General features: G+C 70.0%; 18 protein-coding genes. 10 read left to right on the forward strand and 8 right to left on the reverse strand.

Going from position 1 to position 20,749, the window contains the following annotated elements; genetic code table 11:
* The first annotated feature begins 105 nt into the window (after nt 1–105).
* Nucleotides 106–1,404: a hypothetical protein gene (locus BJY22_RS09375; protein ID WP_202891048.1), complete on the forward strand. Its 1,299-nt coding sequence runs from the start codon at nt 106–108 to the stop codon at nt 1,402–1,404.
* Here BJY22_RS09375 and BJY22_RS09380 read toward each other — a convergent pair.
* The 4 genes from BJY22_RS09380 to BJY22_RS41000 all read right to left on the reverse strand — a co-directional run bounded on the left by BJY22_RS09380 (nt 1,390) and on the right by BJY22_RS41000 (nt 4,101).
* A complete protein-coding gene (locus tag BJY22_RS09380) occupies nt 1,390–2,070 on the reverse strand; it encodes a DedA family protein (RefSeq protein WP_167205335.1) in 681 nt (226 codons plus the stop codon). The two genes, BJY22_RS09375 and BJY22_RS09380, sit on opposite strands and share 15 nt — an antisense overlap.
* Before the next feature lie 46 nt (nt 2,071–2,116).
* Complete coding sequence (locus tag BJY22_RS09385; RefSeq protein WP_238350326.1) at nt 2,117–3,025, reverse strand: SPFH domain-containing protein; 909 nt, start codon at nt 3,023–3,025, stop codon at nt 2,117–2,119.
* Nucleotides 3,013–3,459, reverse strand: a complete 447-nt coding sequence (locus BJY22_RS09390; RefSeq protein ID WP_167205337.1) for an NfeD family protein — start codon at nt 3,457–3,459, stop codon at nt 3,013–3,015. Before BJY22_RS09390 ends, BJY22_RS09385 begins: the two co-directional genes overlap by 13 nt.
* A gap of 75 nt (nt 3,460–3,534) precedes the next feature.
* A complete protein-coding gene (locus tag BJY22_RS41000; protein ID WP_202891049.1) occupies nt 3,535–4,101 on the reverse strand; it encodes an ArsR family transcriptional regulator in 567 nt (188 codons plus the stop codon).
* A gap of 58 nt (nt 4,102–4,159) precedes the next feature.
* Here BJY22_RS41000 and BJY22_RS09400 point away from each other — a divergent pair, with 58 nt between their 5' ends.
* From BJY22_RS09400 to BJY22_RS09435, 8 genes are all read left to right on the forward strand, one after another.
* On the forward strand, nt 4,160–5,371 hold the full coding sequence (locus BJY22_RS09400) for an MFS transporter (protein ID WP_167205339.1): 1,212 nt from the start codon (nt 4,160–4,162) through the stop codon (nt 5,369–5,371).
* A 9-nt stretch (nt 5,372–5,380) separates the two neighbouring features.
* On the forward strand, nt 5,381–6,901 hold the full coding sequence (gene lysS, locus BJY22_RS09405) for a lysine--tRNA ligase (protein WP_167205341.1): 1,521 nt from the start codon (nt 5,381–5,383) through the stop codon (nt 6,899–6,901).
* A gap of 229 nt (nt 6,902–7,130) precedes the next feature.
* Nucleotides 7,131–7,460 carry a histone-like nucleoid-structuring protein Lsr2 gene (locus BJY22_RS09410; protein ID WP_167205343.1) on the forward strand — a complete coding sequence of 110 codons (330 nt, stop codon included), beginning with the start codon at nt 7,131–7,133 and terminating at the stop codon, nt 7,458–7,460.
* Between the two features lie 378 nt (nt 7,461–7,838).
* Nucleotides 7,839–10,388 carry an ATP-dependent Clp protease ATP-binding subunit gene (locus BJY22_RS09415; RefSeq protein ID WP_167205345.1) on the forward strand — a complete coding sequence of 850 codons (2,550 nt, stop codon included), beginning with the start codon at nt 7,839–7,841 and terminating at the stop codon, nt 10,386–10,388.
* 153 nt (nt 10,389–10,541) lie between these two features.
* Nucleotides 10,542–11,063, forward strand: a complete 522-nt coding sequence (locus tag BJY22_RS09420; protein WP_167205347.1) for a SigE family RNA polymerase sigma factor — start codon at nt 10,542–10,544, stop codon at nt 11,061–11,063.
* Nucleotides 11,060–12,193 (forward strand): CU044_5270 family protein, encoded by a 1,134-nt coding sequence (locus tag BJY22_RS09425; RefSeq protein WP_167205348.1) that lies wholly within the window; start codon nt 11,060–11,062, stop codon nt 12,191–12,193. The genes BJY22_RS09420 and BJY22_RS09425 overlap by 4 nt, the downstream gene beginning before the upstream one ends.
* A gap of 343 nt (nt 12,194–12,536) precedes the next feature.
* Nucleotides 12,537–14,321 carry a coiled-coil domain-containing protein gene (locus BJY22_RS09430; RefSeq protein WP_238350327.1) on the forward strand — a complete coding sequence of 595 codons (1,785 nt, stop codon included), beginning with the start codon at nt 12,537–12,539 and terminating at the stop codon, nt 14,319–14,321.
* Between the two features lie 72 nt (nt 14,322–14,393).
* Nucleotides 14,394–15,344: a DivIVA domain-containing protein gene (locus BJY22_RS09435; protein ID WP_167205351.1), complete on the forward strand. Its 951-nt coding sequence runs from the start codon at nt 14,394–14,396 to the stop codon at nt 15,342–15,344.
* An 89-nt stretch (nt 15,345–15,433) separates the two neighbouring features.
* Here BJY22_RS09435 and BJY22_RS09440 read toward each other — a convergent pair whose 3' ends face one another.
* Entirely contained in the window at nt 15,434–16,324 is an 891-nt protein-coding gene (locus BJY22_RS09440) for an HhH-GPD family protein (RefSeq protein ID WP_337758425.1), read from the reverse strand.
* Between the two features lie 24 nt (nt 16,325–16,348).
* On the opposite strand from BJY22_RS09440, the gene BJY22_RS09445 reads away from it, so the two are divergent.
* On the forward strand, nt 16,349–17,029 hold the full coding sequence (locus tag BJY22_RS09445; RefSeq protein ID WP_167205354.1) for a hypothetical protein: 681 nt from the start codon (nt 16,349–16,351) through the stop codon (nt 17,027–17,029).
* Nucleotides 17,030–17,045: 16 nt separating this feature from the next.
* Here BJY22_RS09445 and disA read toward each other — a convergent pair whose 3' ends face one another.
* From disA to radA, 3 genes are all read right to left on the reverse strand, one after another.
* Nucleotides 17,046–18,140: a DNA integrity scanning diadenylate cyclase DisA gene (gene disA / locus BJY22_RS09450; RefSeq protein WP_337758426.1), complete on the reverse strand. Its 1,095-nt coding sequence runs from the start codon at nt 18,138–18,140 to the stop codon at nt 17,046–17,048.
* 180 nt (nt 18,141–18,320) lie between these two features.
* Nucleotides 18,321–19,268: a beta-ketoacyl-ACP synthase III gene (locus BJY22_RS09455; protein ID WP_167205355.1), complete on the reverse strand. Its 948-nt coding sequence runs from the start codon at nt 19,266–19,268 to the stop codon at nt 18,321–18,323.
* Between the two features lie 74 nt (nt 19,269–19,342).
* Nucleotides 19,343–20,743, reverse strand: coding sequence for a DNA repair protein RadA (gene radA / locus BJY22_RS09460; RefSeq protein ID WP_167205356.1), 1,401 nt, complete (start codon nt 20,741–20,743; stop codon nt 19,343–19,345).
* Between the last annotated feature and the right edge of the window lie 6 nt (nt 20,744–20,749).

Raw genomic sequence — 20,749 nt, forward strand, 5'->3', positions numbered from 1 at the left:
CACGGTAGGTGCGGGATACCGATCCGGCAACGGCTGTGCGGGAGGGGTACCTGTGACTGGGTATGGTTCACCCGGTCGGTCGTGAGGAGACAAGGGGTGGTCGGGATGCGGCGGTTGATCGCCGTAGCGGCGGCGGTGGTGGCGGGGACGGCCTCGCTGACCGCGTGCGCCTCGGACCCGGCGCCGACCGACGTGAAGGTCGCCTGGGCTCCGAAGGGGCGGGCCGCGGTCCTGGTCACCTGGCAGGACACCGCCCGGCCGAACCGGATCACGATCGAGGGCGTGCTCAGCGAGAGCCCGTCGTACGTCAAGTACATCCCGGCCGGCGACCCGAACCGCTGGGAGATCCCGACCTCGGCGTTCCCGCCGGACGGCAACTACAAGATCGCGGTCGCGACCGGTACGTCGCAGGGCGGCGTGACCAGCAAGCTCACCCGGTCGGCGGTGTTCGACACCGACGGCCCGGTGCGTCCGAGCGCCGCGACCGTGGCGCCGCAGGGCCGCGGCGTGATGATCAAGTGGTCGGTGCCGGTGGCGCCGCAGGACTTCACGCCGAACGACCCGCTCGACGTGCGCGGCAAGAAGACCCAGCGGTACGTGCCGATGATCGGCCGGCCCGGCGCGATGCTGAAGGCGATCGGCCCGGCGACGACCGCGAACCGGCAGCTGATCAAGAGCATCAAACCGCCGTACGTCTTCGAGCTCCGGACGCAGAACGAGTGGAGCACCCGGATCGGCGGGCAGGTGCTCGGGCTGACCAGCACGATCAACGCCGCCGTCCCCGCGCGGGCCCAGTTCAGTGTGCCGATCCGGGTCCGCGGGCGGGTCATCCTGCACCAGGTCGGCTGCGAGCTCGAGACACCGTGCACGAGCAAGCGGGCGACCCCGTCCGGTGTGCCGGTCGTGGTGCTCACGCAGGTCACCCCGGGTGCGCGCTGGACCCCGGCGGCGCGCGGCGCGACCACCGCGGGCGGGTATTACGACATCCCCGTGCCGACCGGTGGCAGCCGGCCGTACAAGATCACCGTGCCGGTGAACACCAAGGGCGCGATGTTCACGGGCACCTCGACCAGCAAGCCGGCGTACACGAAGAGCGTGGTCCGGGTCGCGTCGGCCGGGTTCGTCGGCGGCGAGACCGCGAAGAAGCGCGGTACGTCGGTGACGGTGTTCGCGACCGTGAAGCCGGCCATGAACACGACCGTGATGCTGCAGGCCTGGAACCGGCAGACGCGCCGGTGGGTGAACTCGAAGGCGCTGCCGATGCGCAAGGGGCAGGCGTCGCTGGCGTTCACGGCCGCGCAGCCCGGCGACTTCGTCTACCGGTTCGTGATTCCCGGCGCGATGATGTTCGGCCGGCCGATCGACGGGACGACCACGGCGCAGCTGCAGCTACACGTCCGCTGATTCGAGCGCCCCGGCCCCGGGCGCCTCACCGGGGAGGTCGTCGGTCTGCTCACGGCGGCGCTTGCGGATCCGGTGGACGACGTACAGCGCGACGGCGGCAACCGCGACCGCGATCGCGGCGCCGATCGACAACCGGCCGAAGATCTGGTCGGCGTTGTCGCCGATCTGGTACGCCACCACGCCGATCGTGGTCGCCCAGACGATCCCGCCGGCGGCGTTGGCGACCAGGAACCGCGGGTAGTGCATCCGCAGCATGCCGGCCATCGGGCCCGCGAAGATCCGCAGCAGGGCGACGAAGCGGCCGAAGAACACCGTCCAGACGCCGTACTTGTGGAAGTACTTCTCGGCACGGACGATCCGCTCTTCGGAGAAGTGATGGAACCGCCGGCCGAGCCGCTCGAACAACCGGCGGCCCGCCTTGCGGCCGATGTAGTACCCGATCGAGTCGCCGATGATCGCCCCGGTCGCGGCGGCCAGGATCACGAACTCGATCCGCAGCTGGTGCTGCTGCGAGGCAAGCAGCGCGGCCGCAATGAGCGTGGTCTCGCCGGGGAGCGGCACCCCCATGCTCTCCACACCGATGACGAGTCCGACCACCAAGTACGCGAGTACGGCCACCCCGGTCGGAATGGCGATCGCTTGCGCGATCAGCAGAGGTTCCCCCATGCACCCATGGTGACATCGTGGGACAACTGATTTGGTGATCGGGCAACTAACTCCGGGAGATTTCAGGGTCGTGGCCGTTCTCCGAGCCGACCTCCGACCCGACCTCCGACCCGATCTTCCCAGCCTCGCCGGTGAACGCCTTGGTGACGCTCTGCAGCGCGGAGGTGACCTCGGACGGGATCACCCAGAAGGTGTTGCCGGGGCCCTTGGCCAGTTCCGGGAGCATCTGCAGGTACTGGTAGGCGAGCAGCTTCGGGTCCGGGTCGTTGCGGTGGATCGCGTCGAAGACCGTGTCGATCGCCTTCGCCTGGCCCTCGGCGCGCAGGATCGCGGCCTGGCGGTCGCCCTCCGCGGTCAGGATCCGGGACTGCCGGACGCCCTCGGCGTTGAGGATCGCGGCGCGCTTCTCCCGCTCCGCCCGCATCTGCTTCTCCATCGACTCCTTGATCGATCCCGGCGGCTCGATGGCCTTCAGCTCGACCCGGTTCACCCGGATCCCCCACTTGCCGGAGGCCTCGTCGAGGACACCGCGGAGGATCGAGTTGATGTGCTCGCGTGACGTCAGCGTCTTCTCCAGGTCGAGCGCACCGATCACGTTCCGGAGCGTGGTGACGGTCAGCTGCTCGATCGCCTGGATGTAGTTCTGGATCTCGTACGCCGCCGCGCGCGGATCGGTGACCTGGAAGTACAGGACCGTGTCGATGTGGACGACCAGGTTGTCCTCGGTGATCACCGAGTTGGGCTCGAACGAGACCACCTGCTCGCGCAGGTCGATGAGCTGCCGGGGGCGGTCGACGAACGGGATCACGATGTTCAGCCCGGGTTCGAGCGTGCGCAGGTACCGGCCGAGGCGTTCGACGTTGCTGGCCCGCGCCTGCGGCACGATCCGTACGGTCCGCAGTACCAGGACGACGGCGAGCAGCGCGACGACCAGTCCGATGATCAGTTCGGCCATGGTTCCTCCTGAGGATGAACGAGGGCGGTGGCCCCCTCGATGGCGAACACGTCGACCCGGGTGCCCGCGGGAATGTGCAGATCGGGGTCGTAGGAGCGGGCGCTCCACTCCTCACCGCCGATCCGGACCCGGCCGTCGTCGCGGTCACAGGGCGCGAGCACGACCGCCTCGCGGCCGACCAGCGCTGCGACACCTGTCCGCAGCTTGGGATGCCCGGTCAGATGCCGGCGCGCGACCGGCCGGACCAGCGTCACCATCGCGACGGCGGTGATGGCGAAGGCAAGCACCTGGAACGCGATGCCGAGGCCGAGCCCGGCGACCCCGGCCGCGGCCAGCGCGGCGACGGCGAGCAGGAGCAGGTCCAAGGTCGCCGTCATCAACTCGGCCGTGCCGAGAGCAGCGGCGACGATCAACCACAAGATCCAGGACTGCATGGCGACCACCCGGCGGCGGAAAAGTACCTCTTGTTTCGAAGGTACTCCGACATACGCGGATCTGGAGCTAACGGTTCAGCTGCCTTCCGGCGGATCCCCTGTCGGTACGACGGCGATCAGCGAGGTCACCTCACGCGCGCCGGCCGGATGGCTGCTCGCCGAACGGGTCTTCTTGAAGCGGTCGACGAGGTCGTTGAGCTCCTGGTTGAACCGTTGCGCCTCGTCGTGGGTGAGCCACAACCGCGACCGGCTCATCGAACTCACGTCGTCCCACGGGTCGTCGGCGTCCATGTCCACGAACTGGTCGAGGACCGCGTCCATCGCGGTCTTGATCATCGCCTGGCTCGCCAGCCGCCCGGCGCCGGTGGACTGCGACGAGATCACCAGGCTCGCGGCCGGTGCCCGCCAGGGGCGCTCGCGGCCGTCCGCGGACTCGTCGGCGCGCTGGATGATGCCCCACTTCTCCAGGGCGCGCAGGTGGTAGCTCATCGCGGACGGCGTCAGCCCGGCCAGCTCCGCGCATTCCGTCGCGGTCAGCACCTTTCCGTTGAACAGCTCGTCGATGACGAGTTGCCGGGCCGGGTGGGCGAGGGCGCGGATCGCCCGGGGATCGGTGATGACCAGCCGCTTCTTCTTCGCCACGGGCTCAGCGTAGCGAACGCCTTGACGGCCGGAAATGTGAAGTGTTTACTTCATAATCGTGAAGCAAACACTTCAGACTTCGATCTGGTCCTACCGGGACATCCGGCTGGTGCTGCCCGCCCGGGCGCTGTCGTACGCGGGCGACTCGATCGCGTTGATCGCGCTGATGCTGCGCGTCTCCGAAGGTCACGGCCCGGCCGCGGTCACGGCGCTGCTGCTCGCGTTCGCCGTACCGACCGTCGCGATGATCCCGTTCGCGGGGCGGATCGTGGACGGCTACGACTCCCGTACCGTCCTGGTCTGGTCGGGGCTGCTGCAGGTGGCGGCCGGCGTCGGGCTGGCGTTCGTGCACGACCTGGTGCACACGCTGGCCCTGGTGTGCGTGCTGCAGCTCGGCCAGGCGGTCGCGGGTCCGGCCTGGGGTGCGCTGATCCCGCGCATCGTCGGTGAGGAGCTGGTCGGCCGCAGTACCGGGACCAGCCAGGCGCTGATCGGAGTCGCCACGCTGGCCGGCTCGGCCGCCGGTGGCCTGCTGGTCGGGATGGCCGGCAGCCGCGGTGCCCTGCTCGTCGACGCCGCGACGTTCCTGGTCCTGGTAGTGGTCGCGGCCCTGGTGCGGACGCGGCGGCGCCCGGAGCCGGGGGCGGCGCGCGAGCGCGGTGGGGTATCGGCCGGGCTGCGGTCGATCTTCGGGGACGGCGTACTGCGGATCCTCGTGCCGGCGCTGTGGCTGTTCGTCCTCGTCGGCGAGGCGGTCAACGTCGTGGAGGTCTTCCTGATCACCGGCGAGCTCGGCCTCGGGCCCGAGCTGTACGGCGCCGCGGGCGCGGCAACCGGCGCCGGTGCGATCTTCGGGGCCTGGTACAGCGGGCGGCTGAACGGCGATCGGGCCCGGTCCGGGGGCGTCGTCGCCGGAATGGCCGCGATCGGCGGAGCCTGTGTGCTGATGGGCCTGGCCGGGAACTTCGTGACGCTGATGATCGGCGCCACGGCGATCGGCGTCGGCAGCGGGACGCTGAACGCGGCCACCAGCGCGCTCGTGGTCACCAGGTCGGCCGAGGCGGTCCGCGGCCGGGTGATCGCCGCCCTGAACGGGACGGTCCGGTCGTTCAGCATTCTCGCGATGCTGCTCGGCGGGCTGGCCGGTGCGCTGCTCGGTCCGCGCGGGACGTTCGTAGCCTGCGGGGCGGCCTGCGCCGTGGCCGCCGCGGTCGTCGGCGTGCTCGTCGTACGAACAAAGGATTCGGAGCTGGAGGTGGTCAGTCACTAGCCTTAAGGCATGACTGATACACACGTGGACCCGGTGAACCCCGACAGCGGGCAGGACGACCTGCCCGAGCAGATGCGGGTCCGCCGGGAGAAGCGTGACCGCCTGCTGGCGGAGGGTGTGCAGCCGTACCCGATCTCGGTGGCCCGGACGCACCTGCTGAAGGACCTGCGGGCGAAGTACGACGCTCAGGAGCTGGAGCCCGACACGCGGACCGGCGAGCAGGTCGCGGTGGCCGGCCGGGTGATCTTCCTGCGCAACACCGGCAAGCTGTGCTTCGTCCGGCTCCGCGAGGGGGACGGGACCGAGCTGCAGGTGATGCTGTCGCTGGCCGACCTGGGCGAGGAGGAGCTGGCCCGGTTCAAGCAGCTCGTCGACATCGGCGACCTGCTGTCGGTCCAGGGCGAGGTGATCACCAGCCGGCGCGGTGAGCTGTCCGTGCAGGCGACCGCCTGGCAGATGGCCGCGAAGACGCTCCGCCCGCTGCCGAACGAGCACAAGCCGCTCAGCGAAGAGGCGCGGGTCCGGTTGCGGTACGTCGACCTGATCGTCCGGCCCGAGGCGCGCGAGATGGTGCGCGCCAAGGCGGCCGTCCTGAAGGCGCTGCGCGCGACGTACGACGAGCGCGGCTTCGTCGAGGTCGAGACGCCGGTGCTGCAGCTGACCAACGGCGGCGCCGCGGCCCGGCCGTTCTCGACGCACCTGAACGCGTTCGACCAGGAGATGAAGCTGCGGATCGCGCTCGAGCTCGACCTCAAGCGGGCGATGATCGGCGGCGTCGACCGGGTCTACGAGATCGGCCGGACGTTCCGTAACGAGGGGCTGGACTCCACCCACTCCGCGGAATTCTCGATGATCGAGGCGTACGAGGCGTACGGCGATTACGACACGATGGCCGAGCTGATCCAGGAGCTGATCCGGAACGCGGGCCGTGCGATCGGTCGTACGACGATCACCGGGCGCGACGGTTCGACCATCGACGTCGAGCAGCCGTTCCAGCACGCGACGCTTTTCGGGCTGCTCTCCGAAGCGGTCGGTGAGAGCGTCGACGCGAGCACCGACCTGGCCACGCTGACCAAGCTCGCCGAACAGCACGACGTCGAGCTGCAACCCGGCCGGAATGCCGGTGAGATCGCCGTCGACTTGTTCGAGAAGCTGTGCGAACACACGCTGATCCAGCCCACCTTTGTCCGCGACTATCCGGAGTCGGCGCGGCCGCTGGCGAAGCCGCACCGGGAAATTCCGGGGCTGGTCGAGGCCTGGGACCTGTTCTTCAACGGCGTCGAACTCGGGGTCGCGTACTCGGAGCTGAACGACCCGGTGATCCAGCGCGATCGCCTGGTGGCGCAGTCCTTGCTGGCCGCCGCGGGCGACCCGGAGGCGATGGATCTCGACGAGGACTTCCTGCGCGCGATGGAATTCGGGATGCCGCCGGCCGGCGGGATGGGGATGGGCCTGGACCGCCTGGTGATGTTGCTCACCGGCACCGGTATCCGGGAGACGATTCTGTTCCCGTTGCTGCGGCCGGAGTGATTCCGGATTCCTTCGGGCAGGTCGTTGCATAGCACAACGGACGGCCACTGCAAATCCCGGGGTAGAATTCATTCCGGTCCAGCCGGTTTCGGATCGGATGAATACTCAAGGTCACCACGACTGCAGAGCGTCGATGAATGACACGAAGCCGGTTTGTGCGGTACAAATCAGTTGCTAACAATTCGGCAGGGGGATTGTGCCCGATGGCGGGCGCGGAAAGGTGTCATCGATGGCGCAAAGGGTTCAGGTGGTTCTCGAGGACGATCTCGACGGCGGTAAGGCCGACGAGACCGTCACTTTCGGGCTGGACGGAACGACCTACGAGATCGATCTGTCCAAGAAGAACGCCGCCAAGTTGCGCGACGCCCTCGCGGCCTACGTCGGCTCCGGGCGCCGGGTGTCCGGCCGCCGGGGTGCGGCGGGCCGGTCCCGCGGCCGTGGCCGGTCGGCGTCGGACTCCGCGGACATCCGGGCCTGGGCCAAGGAGAACGGTTACGAGGTCAGCGAGCGCGGCCGGATCTCCGCCGAGGTGCGCGCGGCGTACAACGAAGCCAAGTAGCCAGATTCGAGAGGCGAGGTGTGTCCGCAAAGAGCGCGGACCACTTCGTCTCTGGCATGTCATGGGGGAGCTTCGCTCCCCGCGTCCGCATTCCGGTTGTTTCACAGAGTGGGACACGGCGTGTCGGACCTGGTGACTGACCAGGAAGGTAGTTCGGCGAAATTCGCTGGTGGCGAACACGCTCCCGGATCCGGGCCACGCGGGAACACGCTGGAGATCTGCGCGGTTGTTCCCTTGTGATGCCGCCCATTCGGCCGGTGGAAGCGTGATCGGGTGTTCGCCGAGAGCGAGCCTGTCGGCACCGGGGACTAGCATGCATGTACGGGGGTCGGCCTACACGGCACGTCCGACTCCTCTGAGGCAAGGAGCGCTTTGGCGATGTTTGAACGATTTACGGACCGCGCCCGTCGGGTAGTCGTCCTGGCTCAGGAAGAGGCCAGGATGCTCAGCCACAACTACATCGGGACCGAGCACATCCTGCTCGGCCTGATCCACGAGGGTGAGGGTGTCGCCGCCAAGGCTCTCGAGAGCCTGGGTATCTCGCTCGAGGCTGTCCGCTCCCAGGTCGAGGAGATCATCGGCCAGGGACAGCAGGCTCCGAGCGGGCACATCCCGTTCACCCCCCGCGCCAAGAAGGTGCTGGAGCTCTCCCTGCGCGAGGCCCTGCAACTGGGCCACAACTACATCGGCACCGAGCACATCCTGCTCGGCCTCATCCGCGAGGGTGAGGGTGTCGCTGCGCAGGTCCTGGTCAAGCTCGGCGCGGACCTGAACAAGGTCCGGCAGCAGGTCATCCAGCTGCTGAGCGGGTACCAGGGCAAGGAGACGACCGCCGCCGGTGGTGCCCCCACCGAGGGTGCGCCCAGCAGCTCCCTGGTGCTCGACCAGTTCGGCAGGAACTACACCCAGTCCGCTCGTGAGGCGAAGCTCGACCCGGTGATCGGGCGCGAGACCGAGATCGAGCGGGTCATGCAGGTGCTGTCCCGCCGTACCAAGAACAACCCTGTCCTGATCGGTGAGCCGGGCGTCGGCAAGACCGCCATCGTGGAAGGTCTGGCCCAGCAGATCGTCCGCGGTGACGTCCCGGAGACGCTGAAGGACAAGCAGATCTACTCCCTCGACCTGGGCGCCCTGGTGGCCGGTTCGCGCTACCGCGGCGACTTCGAGGAACGCCTGAAGAAGGTGCTCAAGGAGATCCGCACCCGCGGCGACATCGTGCTGTTCATCGACGAGATCCACACCCTCGTCGGGGCCGGCGCGGCCGAGGGCGCGATCGACGCCGCGAGCATCCTGAAGCCGATGCTGGCCCGTGGCGAGCTGCAGACGATCGGCGCCACCACCCTCGACGAGTACCGCAAGTACGTCGAGAAGGACGCCGCGCTGGAGCGCCGCTTCCAGCCGATCCAGGTGGCCGAGCCCTCGATCGCGCACACGATCGAGATCCTCAAGGGCCTCCGCGACCGGTACGAGGCGCACCACCGGGTGACGATCACCGACGCCGCGCTGGTGAACGCCGCGCAGATGGCCGACCGGTACATCTCGGACCGGTTCCTGCCGGACAAGGCGATCGACCTGATCGACGAGGCCGGTGCCCGGCTCCGGATCCGCCGGATGACCGCGCCGCCGGACCTGCGCGAGTTCGACGAGAAGATCGCGACCGTGCGCCGGGAGAAGGAGTCGGCGATCGACGCGCAGGACTTCGAGCGCGCCGCCCGGCTGCGGGACGACGAGAAGAAGCTGATCAACGCGAAGTCCGAGCGTGAGAAGCAGTGGAAGGCCGGCGACATGGACGTCGTCGCCGAGGTCGACGAGGAGCTGATCGCCGAGGTGCTCAGCACGGCGACCGGCATCCCGGTCTTCAAGCTGACCGAGGAGGAGTCCTCGCGGCTGCTGGACATGGAGAAGGAGCTGGCCAAGCGCTACATCGGCCAGACCGACGCGGTCAAGGCGCTGTCCCGCTCGATCCGGCGGACCCGCGCCGGCCTGAAGGACCCGCGCCGCCCGAGCGGCTCGTTCATCTTCGCCGGCCCGTCCGGTGTCGGTAAGACCGAGCTGTCGAAGGCGCTGACCGAGTTCCTGTTCGGTGACGAGAACGCACTGATCAGCCTCGACATGTCGGAGTACTCGGAGAAGCACACGGCCTCCCGGCTGTTCGGCTCCCCGCCTGGGTACGTCGGCTACGAAGAGGGTGGCCAGCTGACCGAGAAGGTGCGCCGCAAGCCGTTCAGCGTGGTGCTGTTCGACGAGGTGGAGAAGGCCCACCCGGACATCTTCAACTCGCTGCTGCAGATCCTGGACGAGGGTCGTCTGACCGACGCCCAGGGCCGCGTGGTCGACTTCAAGAACACCGTGATCATCATGACCACGAACCTCGGCACCAAGGACATCGCCAGGGCGGTGAGCCTCGGCTTCTCGCAGGCGAACGACACCACCACGTCGTACGAGAAGATGAAGGCCAAGGTCACCGAGGAGCTCAAGCAGCACTTCCGGCCGGAGTTCCTGAACCGCGTCGACGAGATCGTGGTCTTCCACCAGCACGACATGGACGCGATCGTGAAGATCGTCGACCTGATGGTGGCCCAGATCGAGGAGCGGCTGAAGGACCGGGACATGGGCATCGAGCTCACGCCGGCGGCGAAGGAACTCGTCGCGAAGCGCGGCTTCGACCCGGTCCTGGGCGCCCGCCCGCTGCGCCGCGCACTGCAGCGCGACGTGGAGGACGTGCTGGCCGAGAAGATCCTGTTCGGGGATCTTCGCCCCGGGCAGATCGTCGTGGTCGACGCGGCCCCGGAGGGCACGGTGAACGAGGACGGCCTGGCCGAGTACTTCACCTTCACCGGGAACCAGAAGTCCACGACCTCCGACCTGGAGCTCACGGACCTCACCACCGGCGGTCCCAGCGGCACCACCGGTGTCCAGGACACCTGAGACACGCTGAGCCGGTAGCAAGCAGCGAAGGGCCCCGCGGACACGACGTCCGCGGGGCCCTTCGTCGTACCGCGGTTCTCCAGGAATGCAACCGATGCTCGCCCCACCCGGTACTTAACGGTGAGGAAGCGCCCAACCAAGACCGGAGGACGCGTGGCGAGCAACCGCGACCAGGACTTCACCGACTACGTCAGTGCCCACCGCGGGCGGATGATGCGGATCGCCCGGCTGCTGACCAGCGGGGACGCGCACTGGGCCGAGGACCTGGTCCAGACAGCCCTGACCAAGCTCTACCTGAAGTGGGGTGCGATCCGGCCCGAGAACGGTGCGGCGCGGTACGCCGACAAGATCCTGATCAACGTCTTCCTGGACGAGAAGCGCCGGTTCTGGCGTCATCGCGAGACATTGACCGGCGAGGTCTCCGAGCCCCGGCGGACGATGCCGCCGGCGGCCGGGCCGGAGGATCGGCTCACCGTGCTGGCCGCGCTCGAACGGCTGCCCAGGCGCCAACGGGCCGCCGTCGTACTGCGGTACTTCTGCGATCTGGACGTGGCCGCTGCCGCCGAGCTGATGGGCAGCAGTCAGGGCACCGTCAAGAGCCAGACCGCTCGAGGGCTGGAGAAGCTGCGCGACCTCATCGTCGAACCCCTGGACACACTGGAGCATGTGCGATGACTGATCTGAAGAACCTTCTCGAGCAGGCCGCCGGGACCGACCCGGTCGTCACGGACGCCGACGTCGCGGCCGACCTCAACCGTGGCCGGCGGGCCGCCCGTCGCCGCCGGTTCGCCGGGGCCGGCCTCACCACCGTCGCCGCGGCGGTCACCATCGGCGCGCTCGCAGTACCGCTGGCCTTCTCGCCCGCAGACGGCTCGGGTACAGATGGCTCGGCCTCGGGTGGGTCGGGCACCGCCGTCTCGGCGCCTCCCGCGACGAGCGGCACGACGGCGCTGTCGGCCGGTGACGTGCTCCTGGTCGCGGCGGCCCACGAGGAGCAGGCCGAAGCGACGACGGGTACCTACTTCCGGGTCCGGAAGGTCTACAGCCGGGAGTGGACCGTGCTGGCCGACGGCAGGATCGTCTGCTGCGGGTCGGCCCCGGCCGGGCCAGGTGGCTACAAGCTGCGGGAGTTGACGGTCAACGAGACCTGGACCGGGCTGAAGGGCGGCACCGCCTGGTTGGGGACGCGCTCCCTCGGCGCGCGGCCCGCCACTCCGGCCGACGAGGCGGCTTGGCGCACAGCGGGAGCGCCGACGAGCTGGAACGCCGGTCCGACCGACACCGCGGACAAGCATGACCAGGTGCTGTCGTCCAAGCCGGGGAAGGCCGTCCTCTACGAGATGAAGGACGCCGCGGACCGCTACACCGCCCCCGGGATGAACAGCACCCTGGAGGACGTGCTGGCGCTGCCTGCCACCCCGAAGCAGTTGCGGGCCCGGCTGCTCGAGACGAAGGCGCTGACCGCTCCTGACGCCGACGACGTCGTGGCTCTCGTACAGTTCTCCGGCAGTCTGCTCAGTGACACTCCGGCGCTGCCCAAGGTCCGTGCGGCCGCCTTCCGGTTGCTGGCGGGCCTGCCGGGCGCCACGGTCCGGCAGAACGTCACCGACCTGAGCGGCCGGACGGGTACCGCGGTCGCGTTCTCCTTCCCGGAGTACTCGCTGAACCTCCGGCTGATCGTCGACCCGAAGACCGGGAAGCTGCTGAGCAGCAGCTACACCGGCGGGAAGAACGGCGACAGCACGGTCCTGCTCTCAGGCTGGACCGACGACACCCCGAAGGCGCCGCCCGCGAGCATGAAGTGACCTGAGGATTCACGGCAGACGACGGACCGGCCGCGGTGGCTCGAGCAGGACGCCACCGCGGCCGGTCCGTTCGTGATGCCGTGGTGTAGTACTGGGGGCGGGGGTGGGCGTATCAAGGACACGCCTGATTTGTGCGTTGGCTACTGAATGGTCGTATCGTCCTGCGGAGCGTGATCACTTCGGTACGTAGGTGGCTTCCGCTCGTCTTCGGATCGATGGGAAGATCGCGCGACTGCTGATGAGGCAGTTACCTACCGCCTGTCTACCGCGTTGTAACCCTGTGAGCACGCTGATCGGACCCGGACTGTCGGAAAGGGGGCCGGGAATGGAATCATCTCGTCGCATGGACGCTCCGCGTCTGCCGCTGACCCAGGAACCGGTCGCCGACACCGGTTCCTTTGGCGTGCGGCAGGCGGGCGGGGTGCTCGAGCGGGCCCAGCGGATCGCCGACACGCTGCGCGAGCAGGCCGAGCACGAGAACGATGTCGCCCGCGACGAGGCGAGCCGGATCCGCGCCGAGAGCGAGCGGCTGAAGGCCGACGCCGACGCCCACGCCAAGAAGGTCCGCGCAGACGCCATGGCGGCCGCCCAGCGCGTGCTGAACGACGCGGAGGCCGCCGCCGAGCGGCTGCGTACCGAGTCGGAGTCGGCCGCGGAGCAGTTGCGGGCCACGGTCGCCGAGGAGGTGGCCAAGCGCCGCGCGGAGTCCGAAGCGGCGGCCGAGCAGGTGCGGGCCGAGAGCCAGGCGACCGCTGAGCGTCTGCGGGCCGAGTCGGAGGCTGCGGCGCAGCGGCGGATCGCGGAGGCGGAGGCCGAGGCGGCGCGGCTGAAGGAAACCGCCGACGAGCTGCTCGAAGAGGCCCGGATGGCTCGTGAGTCGGCGCAGGCGGCCGTCGAGCGGGCCAGCAAGGAGGCGCAGCAGCTGGTCGCCGACGCCGGTGAGCAGGCCGCGCTGGTGTCGCAGGCCGCCGTCCGGAACGAGGCCGACCTGATCGCCCGGGCCGAGGCGGAGGCGGGCGAGCTGCGGGCCGCGGTCGAGCGCGAGGTCGAGGCGGCCCGGGAGAAGTCCCGCGTCGAGATCGCCGAGGCGCATGCCGAGATCGAGCGGTTGCGCGGCGAGAACCGGACCGAGCTGGAGCGCCGTACGGCGGAGCTCGAGGAGACCGAGCGGGCGAAGCTGGCCGCGATCTCGCTGGAGATCGACAAGCTCCGGGCGGAGGCGGTCGCGGAGATCGCCGAGCGCAAGGCCGAGGCCGAGGCGGGCAACGAGCGGCTGATGGCCGACGCCCGGGCGCAGGCCAAGCTGGTCGTCGACTCCATCGAGGCGGACCGCCGGACCGCGGCCGCCGAGGCGCAGCGGATCGTCGAGGAGGCGAACAAGGCCGCCGAGGCCGCGATGGCCGAGGCCGAGAAGCAGACCCTGTGGAGCAAGAAGACCGTCGACGAGCTGATCGCCGCCGCTGAGTCCGAGGCGCAGTCGATCCGCGACCAGGCCGCCGCCGACGCGGCCCAGTTGCTCAAGCAGAAGCGCGCGCACCTGCGCCGCGTGGTCGGACGGTCGACGAGCCGGCTCAAGCAGACCCAGGACGCGATCGCCCGGGAGAACGCCGAGCTGACCCAGCTGGCCGAGACCACGCTGTACTCGGCCGGCGAGCAGGCGGAGGCGACGCTGGCCTCGGCCAAGCAGGAGGCCGAGCGGGTCACCGCCCAGGCGCAGACCCGCGCCGACCGGTTGAAGAACACGGCCGCCGAGGAAGCACGCGAGATCATCGAGCGGGCGAAGCGCCGCGAGGCCGAGGCCCAGGCGAGCACCCAGGTACTGCGGGAGCGCGCGGCCAACGACCTGTCCGAGGCGCAACGTCAGTCGCACGAGCTGATCCGCAAGTCCCGCGCGGAGGCCCAGCAGATCGAGGCCCAGGCCCGGGAGCACTCCGACACCCTGCGCGCGCAGGCCCGAAAACTTCTCGCCGACGCCGAGGCGAGGGTCGCGGCGCTGAACCAGCGCCGTGATGAGATCACCAAGGAGCTCACCCAGCTTTCGGGTGTGATCGAGGCACTCGCTGTACCGGGGTTCCGCCCAGGTGGTGGAATGTCCTCCAGTGAGGGTTCCACGGGGGAATCAGGATGAGGACGTGACAGTCAGATCCTTGTCAGTGACAATGTGTGATCCACCCACCCATCGAAGTGAGCATCGGAAAACATGAGCAGTGAAAGCCCAACCCCGTTCCGTACCGTTCTGCGTGGCTACGAGCCTGCCCAGGTGGATCAGCACATCCGTGAGCTGACCACCTCCCTGACGGCCCTGCAGCAGCAGTCCGAGCAGCTGCAGCGGCACGTCCAGGAGCTGCAGTCCCGCACGGACGCGGCGGAGGCGGCCGTCATCTCCGCCCAGGAGGACACCAAGGACCGCACGCCCACCTTCACCGAGTTCGGTGAGCGCGTCGCGAAGATCCTGTCGCTGGCCGACGACGAGGCCCGTGACCTGGTGACCCGCGCCCGCACCGACGCGGAGGCGATCGTCGCCGACGCCGAGGCGCACGCGAAGAAGGTCCGCAAGGAGGCCGAGCAGTACTCCCTGGACTGGAAGAGCGAGGTCGACGCCGAGGCCGCCCGGATCCTCGAGGAGGCCCGGACCCAGGCCGACGACATGCGCGACGAGGCCGAGCGCGACGCCACCGCGCGGCGCAGCGAGGCCCAGGCGCTGTACGAGCAGGAGCGCGCCAAGTCCGCGCAGGCCGCGGCCGCCTTCGAGACCACCCTGGCCGAGCGCCGGGGCAAGGTCGAGCAGGAGTTCGCCGCCCGCACGGCCCTGGCCGAGCAGCAGCTCGCCGCCGTCACCGACCGCGCTGCTCAGGTGCAGCGTGAGGCCGACCGTTCCCGGTCCGAGGCCGAGCGGCTCGCGCAGCAGCAGCTGGCCGACGCCAACCGGCAGGCCCAGGAGATCGTCGCCGCCGCGAAGGACAAGGCCGAGCGGATCCGTGCCGAGTCCGAGCGCGAGCTCGCGGCCGCGACGCAGCGCCGGGACAGCATCAACGCGCAGCTGACCAACGTCCGCCAGATGCTGGCGACGCTGTCCGGCAGCCCGGCGATGCCGCTCGACCTGCTGGCCGACGACGACGAAGACGCCACCACCGGCAGCAAGAAGAACTGAATCCGGGTTCCACCCTCGGACAGCACACGGGGACCTCGGGCATCTGGTCAGATGTCCGAGGTCCCCGCGGCTTGTTCACGGCCCGGTTGTCAGGCGGGCAGGCGGTAGCGGGCGCGGGCCAGGGGCTCGACCAGTCCGTCGGCGACCAGTCCGTCGAGGGCGCGTTCGCGTTGGACGGCGTCCGGCCAGCACGCGTCCAGGTCGGCTTTGGCGACCGGGGCCGACGCGGAGCGCAGTACGGCGAGGAGACGGCCGCGGGCTTGGCGGTCGGTGCCTTCGTAGGTCTGGCCGCGGCGGGCTGGACCGTCGTACGGCGGGCTTCCGGCGAGGATCCACGCGCACTGGGACTGGATGGGGCAGTCGGCGCAGCGCGGCGTACGGGCGGTGCAGACGAGGGCGCCCAGCTCCATGGAGGCCACGGCCCAGCGGGCGGCGGTGCGTTCGTCGGCGGGAAGGGCACTGACTGCGAGGCGCTGGTCGGCGGCGGTGGGGGAGATGCTCGGCTGCGCCACGCCGGTCAGGGCTCGGGCCAGGACCCGGCGTACGTTCGTGTCGACGACCGCGTGCCGCTGGCCGAAGGCGAAGGACGCGATGGCCGCGGCCGTGTAGGTGCCCACACCGGGCAGTGCCAGCAGTGCGGCGTGGTCGTCCGGCACCTCGCCGCCGTGACGCTCCACAATCGCCTGAGCCGCCGCGTGCAGCCGGAGGGCGCGTCTGGGGTACCCGAGGCGGTCCCAGGCCCGCACAGCCTCACCAGGAGCCTCTGCGGCCAGGTCCACCGGCTTCGGCCACCGCTCCAGCCAGCTCCGGTACGCCGGCAGCACCCGATTCACCGGTGTCTGCTGCAGCATGAACTCGCTGACCATCACGGCCCACGCCCCGGCATCCGGCTCCCGCCACGGCAGCACCCGCGCGTTGGCGTCGTACCAACGCAGCACCGGGTCGTGGAGGACCTGCGGCGAGCCTGAGCTGTCTAGCACAGAGCCGATATTAGAGTGCGCTCCATGAGCAGCCTGCTCCGTCCGGTCGGGCACCTGCCCGCCAGCGTGTACTGGTTCCGGCGGGGACTCGTGCTCGCGGTCGTCGTGGTGCTGGTCATCCTGATCTCCCGGCTCTTCGCCGGCGGAGGCGACGACACGAAGAACGCTGCGGCATCGAACCCAGCAAGCGAGCCACCAGCCTCAGCGCCAAGCACCACTCCCACTGCTACAGCAGGTACGTCGACGTCGACGTCGACGTCGACGTCGACGTCGACGACGACGACGACCCCGAAGCCGACGAAGACCACACCGCCCACGGACCTGCCCTGCGAGGGCTCCGACCTGCGCATCGACGCGCTCCCGGCGAACCGGAAGATCGTCTCGGGCTCGGTACTGAACTTCGTCATCCAGCTGTCCCCGGTCGGCGACGGGTGCAAGGCTGTCATCGGCGCCGCCAAGCTCACCGTGACCGTGATGTCCGGCAAGGACCTGATCTGGAGCACGACGCAGTGTGAGAAGGCGATCCAGCCCGTCACCGTCGTCGTTGCCAAGGGCAAGCAGACCGCCGTCACCGTGCCGTGGAACGGGCACCGGTCCAGGCCTGGCTGTCTGCCGGGTCAACCGGTGGCCAAGCCCGGAACCTATGTCGTCAAGGCTGAGTACGACGGCCGCCCGTCTGGCGAGCAGGCCTTCCAAGTGGTCTGAAGGCCCGGCCTAGGTACTAGACGTAGCGCTCCAGGATGCTGGACTCGGCCAGGCGGGAGAGCCCTTCGCGGACAGTGCGGGCGCGGTTCTCGCCGACGCCTTCGACCGTCTGCAGGTCGTCGATGCTTGCCGCAAGCAACTTCTGCAGGTGACCGAAGTGGTCGATCAGGCGATCGATCACCGCACCCGGCAGACGCGGCACCTTGGCCAGCAGCCGGTACCCGCGCGGGGTGACCGCCGCGTCCAGCTGCTCGGCGCCGCCGAGTTGCAGCGCCCGCGCGACCTGGGCGATGTCGAGCAGATCGGACGCGCTGACCGCGTCGAGCTCGAGCAGTACGTCGTCGGCGGTCTTGGCGCGGCGCCCCGTGGCCGGCGGGAGGTAGTCGCGGACGACCAGTTCGCGTTCGCCGGCGACGCCCGCGACGAGTTCGTTGAGCTGCAGCGTGAGCAGCCGGCCATCGGTGCCGAGCTCGACGACGTACCCGTCGATCTCGGTGGCGATGCGGCGGACCATCTCCAGCCGCTGCGCGACCGCGGCGACGTCCCGGACGGTGACCAGGTCCTCGATCTCCAGCGCGGACAGCGTGCCGGACACCTCGTCGAGACGCAGCTTGTAGCGCTCGAGGGTGGCCAGCGCCTGGTTGGCGCGGGACAGGATCGCGCCGGAGTCCTCGAGCACGTAGCGCTGGTCGTCGACGTACAGCGCGATGATGTGCATCGACTGCGACACCGAGATCACCGGGAAGCCGGTCTGCCGCGCGACCCGGTCGGCGGTCCGGTGCCGGGTGCCGGTCTCCTCGGTGTGGATCGACGGGTCCGGCATCAGGTGCACGGCCGCGCGGATCAGCCGGGTCGCGTCCCGGTCGAGGACGATCGCGCCGTCCATCTTGCTCAGCTCCCGGAGTCCGGTCGCGGTGAACTCGACGTCGATCTCGAAGCCGCCGGTGGAGATCGCGTCCACGGCCTTGTCGTGCCCGAGCACGATCAGGGCGCCGGTCCGGCCCCGCAGGATCCGTTCCAGGCCTTCGCGCAGTTCGGTCCCCGGCGCCACCGCCGCGAGCGTCGCGCGCAGCCGGGCGCCGGTGCTGTTCTTGTCCGTGTTCGCCGCCACGGGACCTGAGTCTATGCGGTTACGCGCGCGCGTAGGTGCCGATATCCGGCGCCCGGCCGGCTGCGGCGGGTGCGCTCCGGCCGGCGGTCGCGGGTGCGCGTGCACCCGCTCGTGCATCCGGACCGTGCATCGCCCGATCTCCGCGTGAAGCGGGCGTCCGGAGGTACGACGTCTGCCGCGTCAGGGGCAGCGGATGACCTGACCGGCGTACGACAGACCGCCGCCGAATCCGAACAGCAGCACCGGCGCGCCGGACGGGATCTCGCGCTTCTCGACCAGTTTCGACAGCGCGATCGGGATGCTCGCGGCCGAGGTGTTGCCGGACTCCACGACGTCCTTGGCGACCACCGCGTTGACCGCGCCGAGCCGCTTCGCGAGCGGCTCGATGATCCGCAGGTTCGCCTGGTGCAGGACGACGCCGCCGAGCTCCTCGGGCTTCAGGCCGGCCTTCTCGCAGACCTGCTGGGCGATCTGCGGCAGCTGCGTGGTGGCCCAGCGGAAGACGCTCAGGCCCTCCTGCTGGAACGGGCCCTCACGGCCCTCGATCCGGACCGCGTCGGACATCTCCGGCACCGAACCCCAGACCACCGGGCCGACTCCCGGCTCGTCGCCGGTCTCGTCGGCCACCAGGACCGCGGCGCCGGCGCCGTCGCCGATCAGCACGCAGGTGGTGCGGTCGGTCCAGTCGGTCCAGTCGCTGAGCTTCTCGACGCCGATCACGATCGCCTTGGTCGCGGCGCCCGCGCGGATCGCCTGGTCGGCGGTCGCCAGCGCGTATGCGAAGCCGGAGCAGGCGGTGTTCAGGTCGATGGCGGCCGGGTGGCCGAGGCCGAGGCGGGCGGCGACGCGGGCCGCGATGTTCGGCGAGCGGTCGATCGCGGTACAGGTGGCGACCACCACGTAGTCGATCTCGGCGACGTCCAGGCCGGCGTTCGCGATCGCCTTGTCGGCGGCCCGCCAGGCCATCTCGTCGACCGACTCGTCGGGAGCCGCGATCCGGCGCTCCCGGATGCCGACCCGGCTCTGGATCCACTCGTCGTTGGTCTCGACCATGGTGGCCAGCTCGTCGTTGGTGAGCACCCGTTCCGGTTGGTAGTGGCCGAGCGCGACAACTCTTGATCCGGTCATCTGGGTGCTCCTGCAGTCGTCCGGCGGAATCCCGGGCTCGACGCTGAGCCCGACGGGGGCGTCCCAAGGGTACGTCAGGCCAGCCCGGCGGCGCTCAGGGCGGAGCGGAGGTCGGGGGCGGCGAAGGTGCGCAGGCCGTACTTCTTCTGGATGTCCATCGGCTTGGCCTCACGGCTGCGGTTCGGAATGTCGGCGGGGATGATCGCCTTGGTGAACCCGAGCCGGGCGGCCTCCGCGAGCCGCTTCTCCAGGCCGCCGACACGCCGCACCTCCCCGGCCAGGCCGACCTCGCCGATCGCGATCAGGCCGGGGTGGATCGGCTTGTCCATCACCGAGGACGCGACCGCGATCGCCACCGCCAGGTCCGCGACCGGCTCGGTGATCTTGACCCCGCCGACGGTGGCGACGTACACCTCCTGGTCGGTGAGCTTCAGGCCCGCCCGGTTCCCCAGTACGGCGAGGACCATCGCGACCCGGGACGACTCCAGCCCGGACGTGGTGCGGCGCGGTTGCGGCGCGGCGGACGGACCGACCAGCGCCTGCACCTCGGCCAGCAGCGGACGGCGGCCCTCCATCATCACCGTCACGCAGGTGCCGGCCACGGGCTCGGCGTGCTCGGAGACGAACAGCCCGGTCGGGTCGGTGACCTCGACGATCCCGGTGTCGACCATGTCGAAGCAGCCGACCTCGTCGGACGGGCCGAACCGGTTCTTGGTCGCGCGCACCATCCGGAACCCGGAGTGCCGGTCGCCGTCGAACGCGAGCACCACGTCGACCAGGTGCTCGAGCATCCGCGGGCCCGCGATCGCGCCGTCCTTCGTCACGTGGCCGACCAGCACGACGGCGATGTTCCGCTCCTTGGCGAGCCGGACCAGCGCGCCGGTCACCTCGCGGACCTGCGTCACCCCGCCCGGCGCGCCGTCGACCTCCGGGTGCGCCATCGTCTGCACCGAGTCGATCACCAGGAACGACGGCTCGACCGCGTCGACCTGGCCGACGACCGCGCCCAGGTCGGTCTCGGCGGCGAGGAACAGGTCGTCGACGAGCGCGTCCGTCCGCCCGGCGCGGAGGCGCACCTGGGCAGCCGACTCCTCGCCGGACACGTACAGCGTCCGCTGGCCGCCGCGCGCGGACTGCGCCGCGACCTCCAGCAGCAGCGTGGACTTCCCGACGCCGGGCTCACCCGCGAGCAGGATCACCGCGCCCGGCACCACGCCGCCGCCGAGCACCCGGTCGAGCTCGCCGATACCGGTCGCACGGGACTCGGCCTCGATCGCGGACACCTTGGCGATCGGCATCGCCGGCGACGACACCGGCCCGGCGGTGATTCGCGCGGCCTTGGGCGCGCCGACCTCCGCGACCGTGCCCCACGCCTGACACTCGCCGCACCTCCCGATCCAGCGCGCCGAGGTCCATCCGCACTCCGAGCACGCGTACGCCGGCTTGCCCTTCGCCTGAGTCGCCGCCTTCGCCATGGGGAC

The sequence above is a fragment of the Kribbella shirazensis genome (genome assembly GCF_011761605.1).
Lineage (GTDB): Bacteria > Actinomycetota > Actinomycetes > Propionibacteriales > Kribbellaceae > Kribbella > Kribbella shirazensis.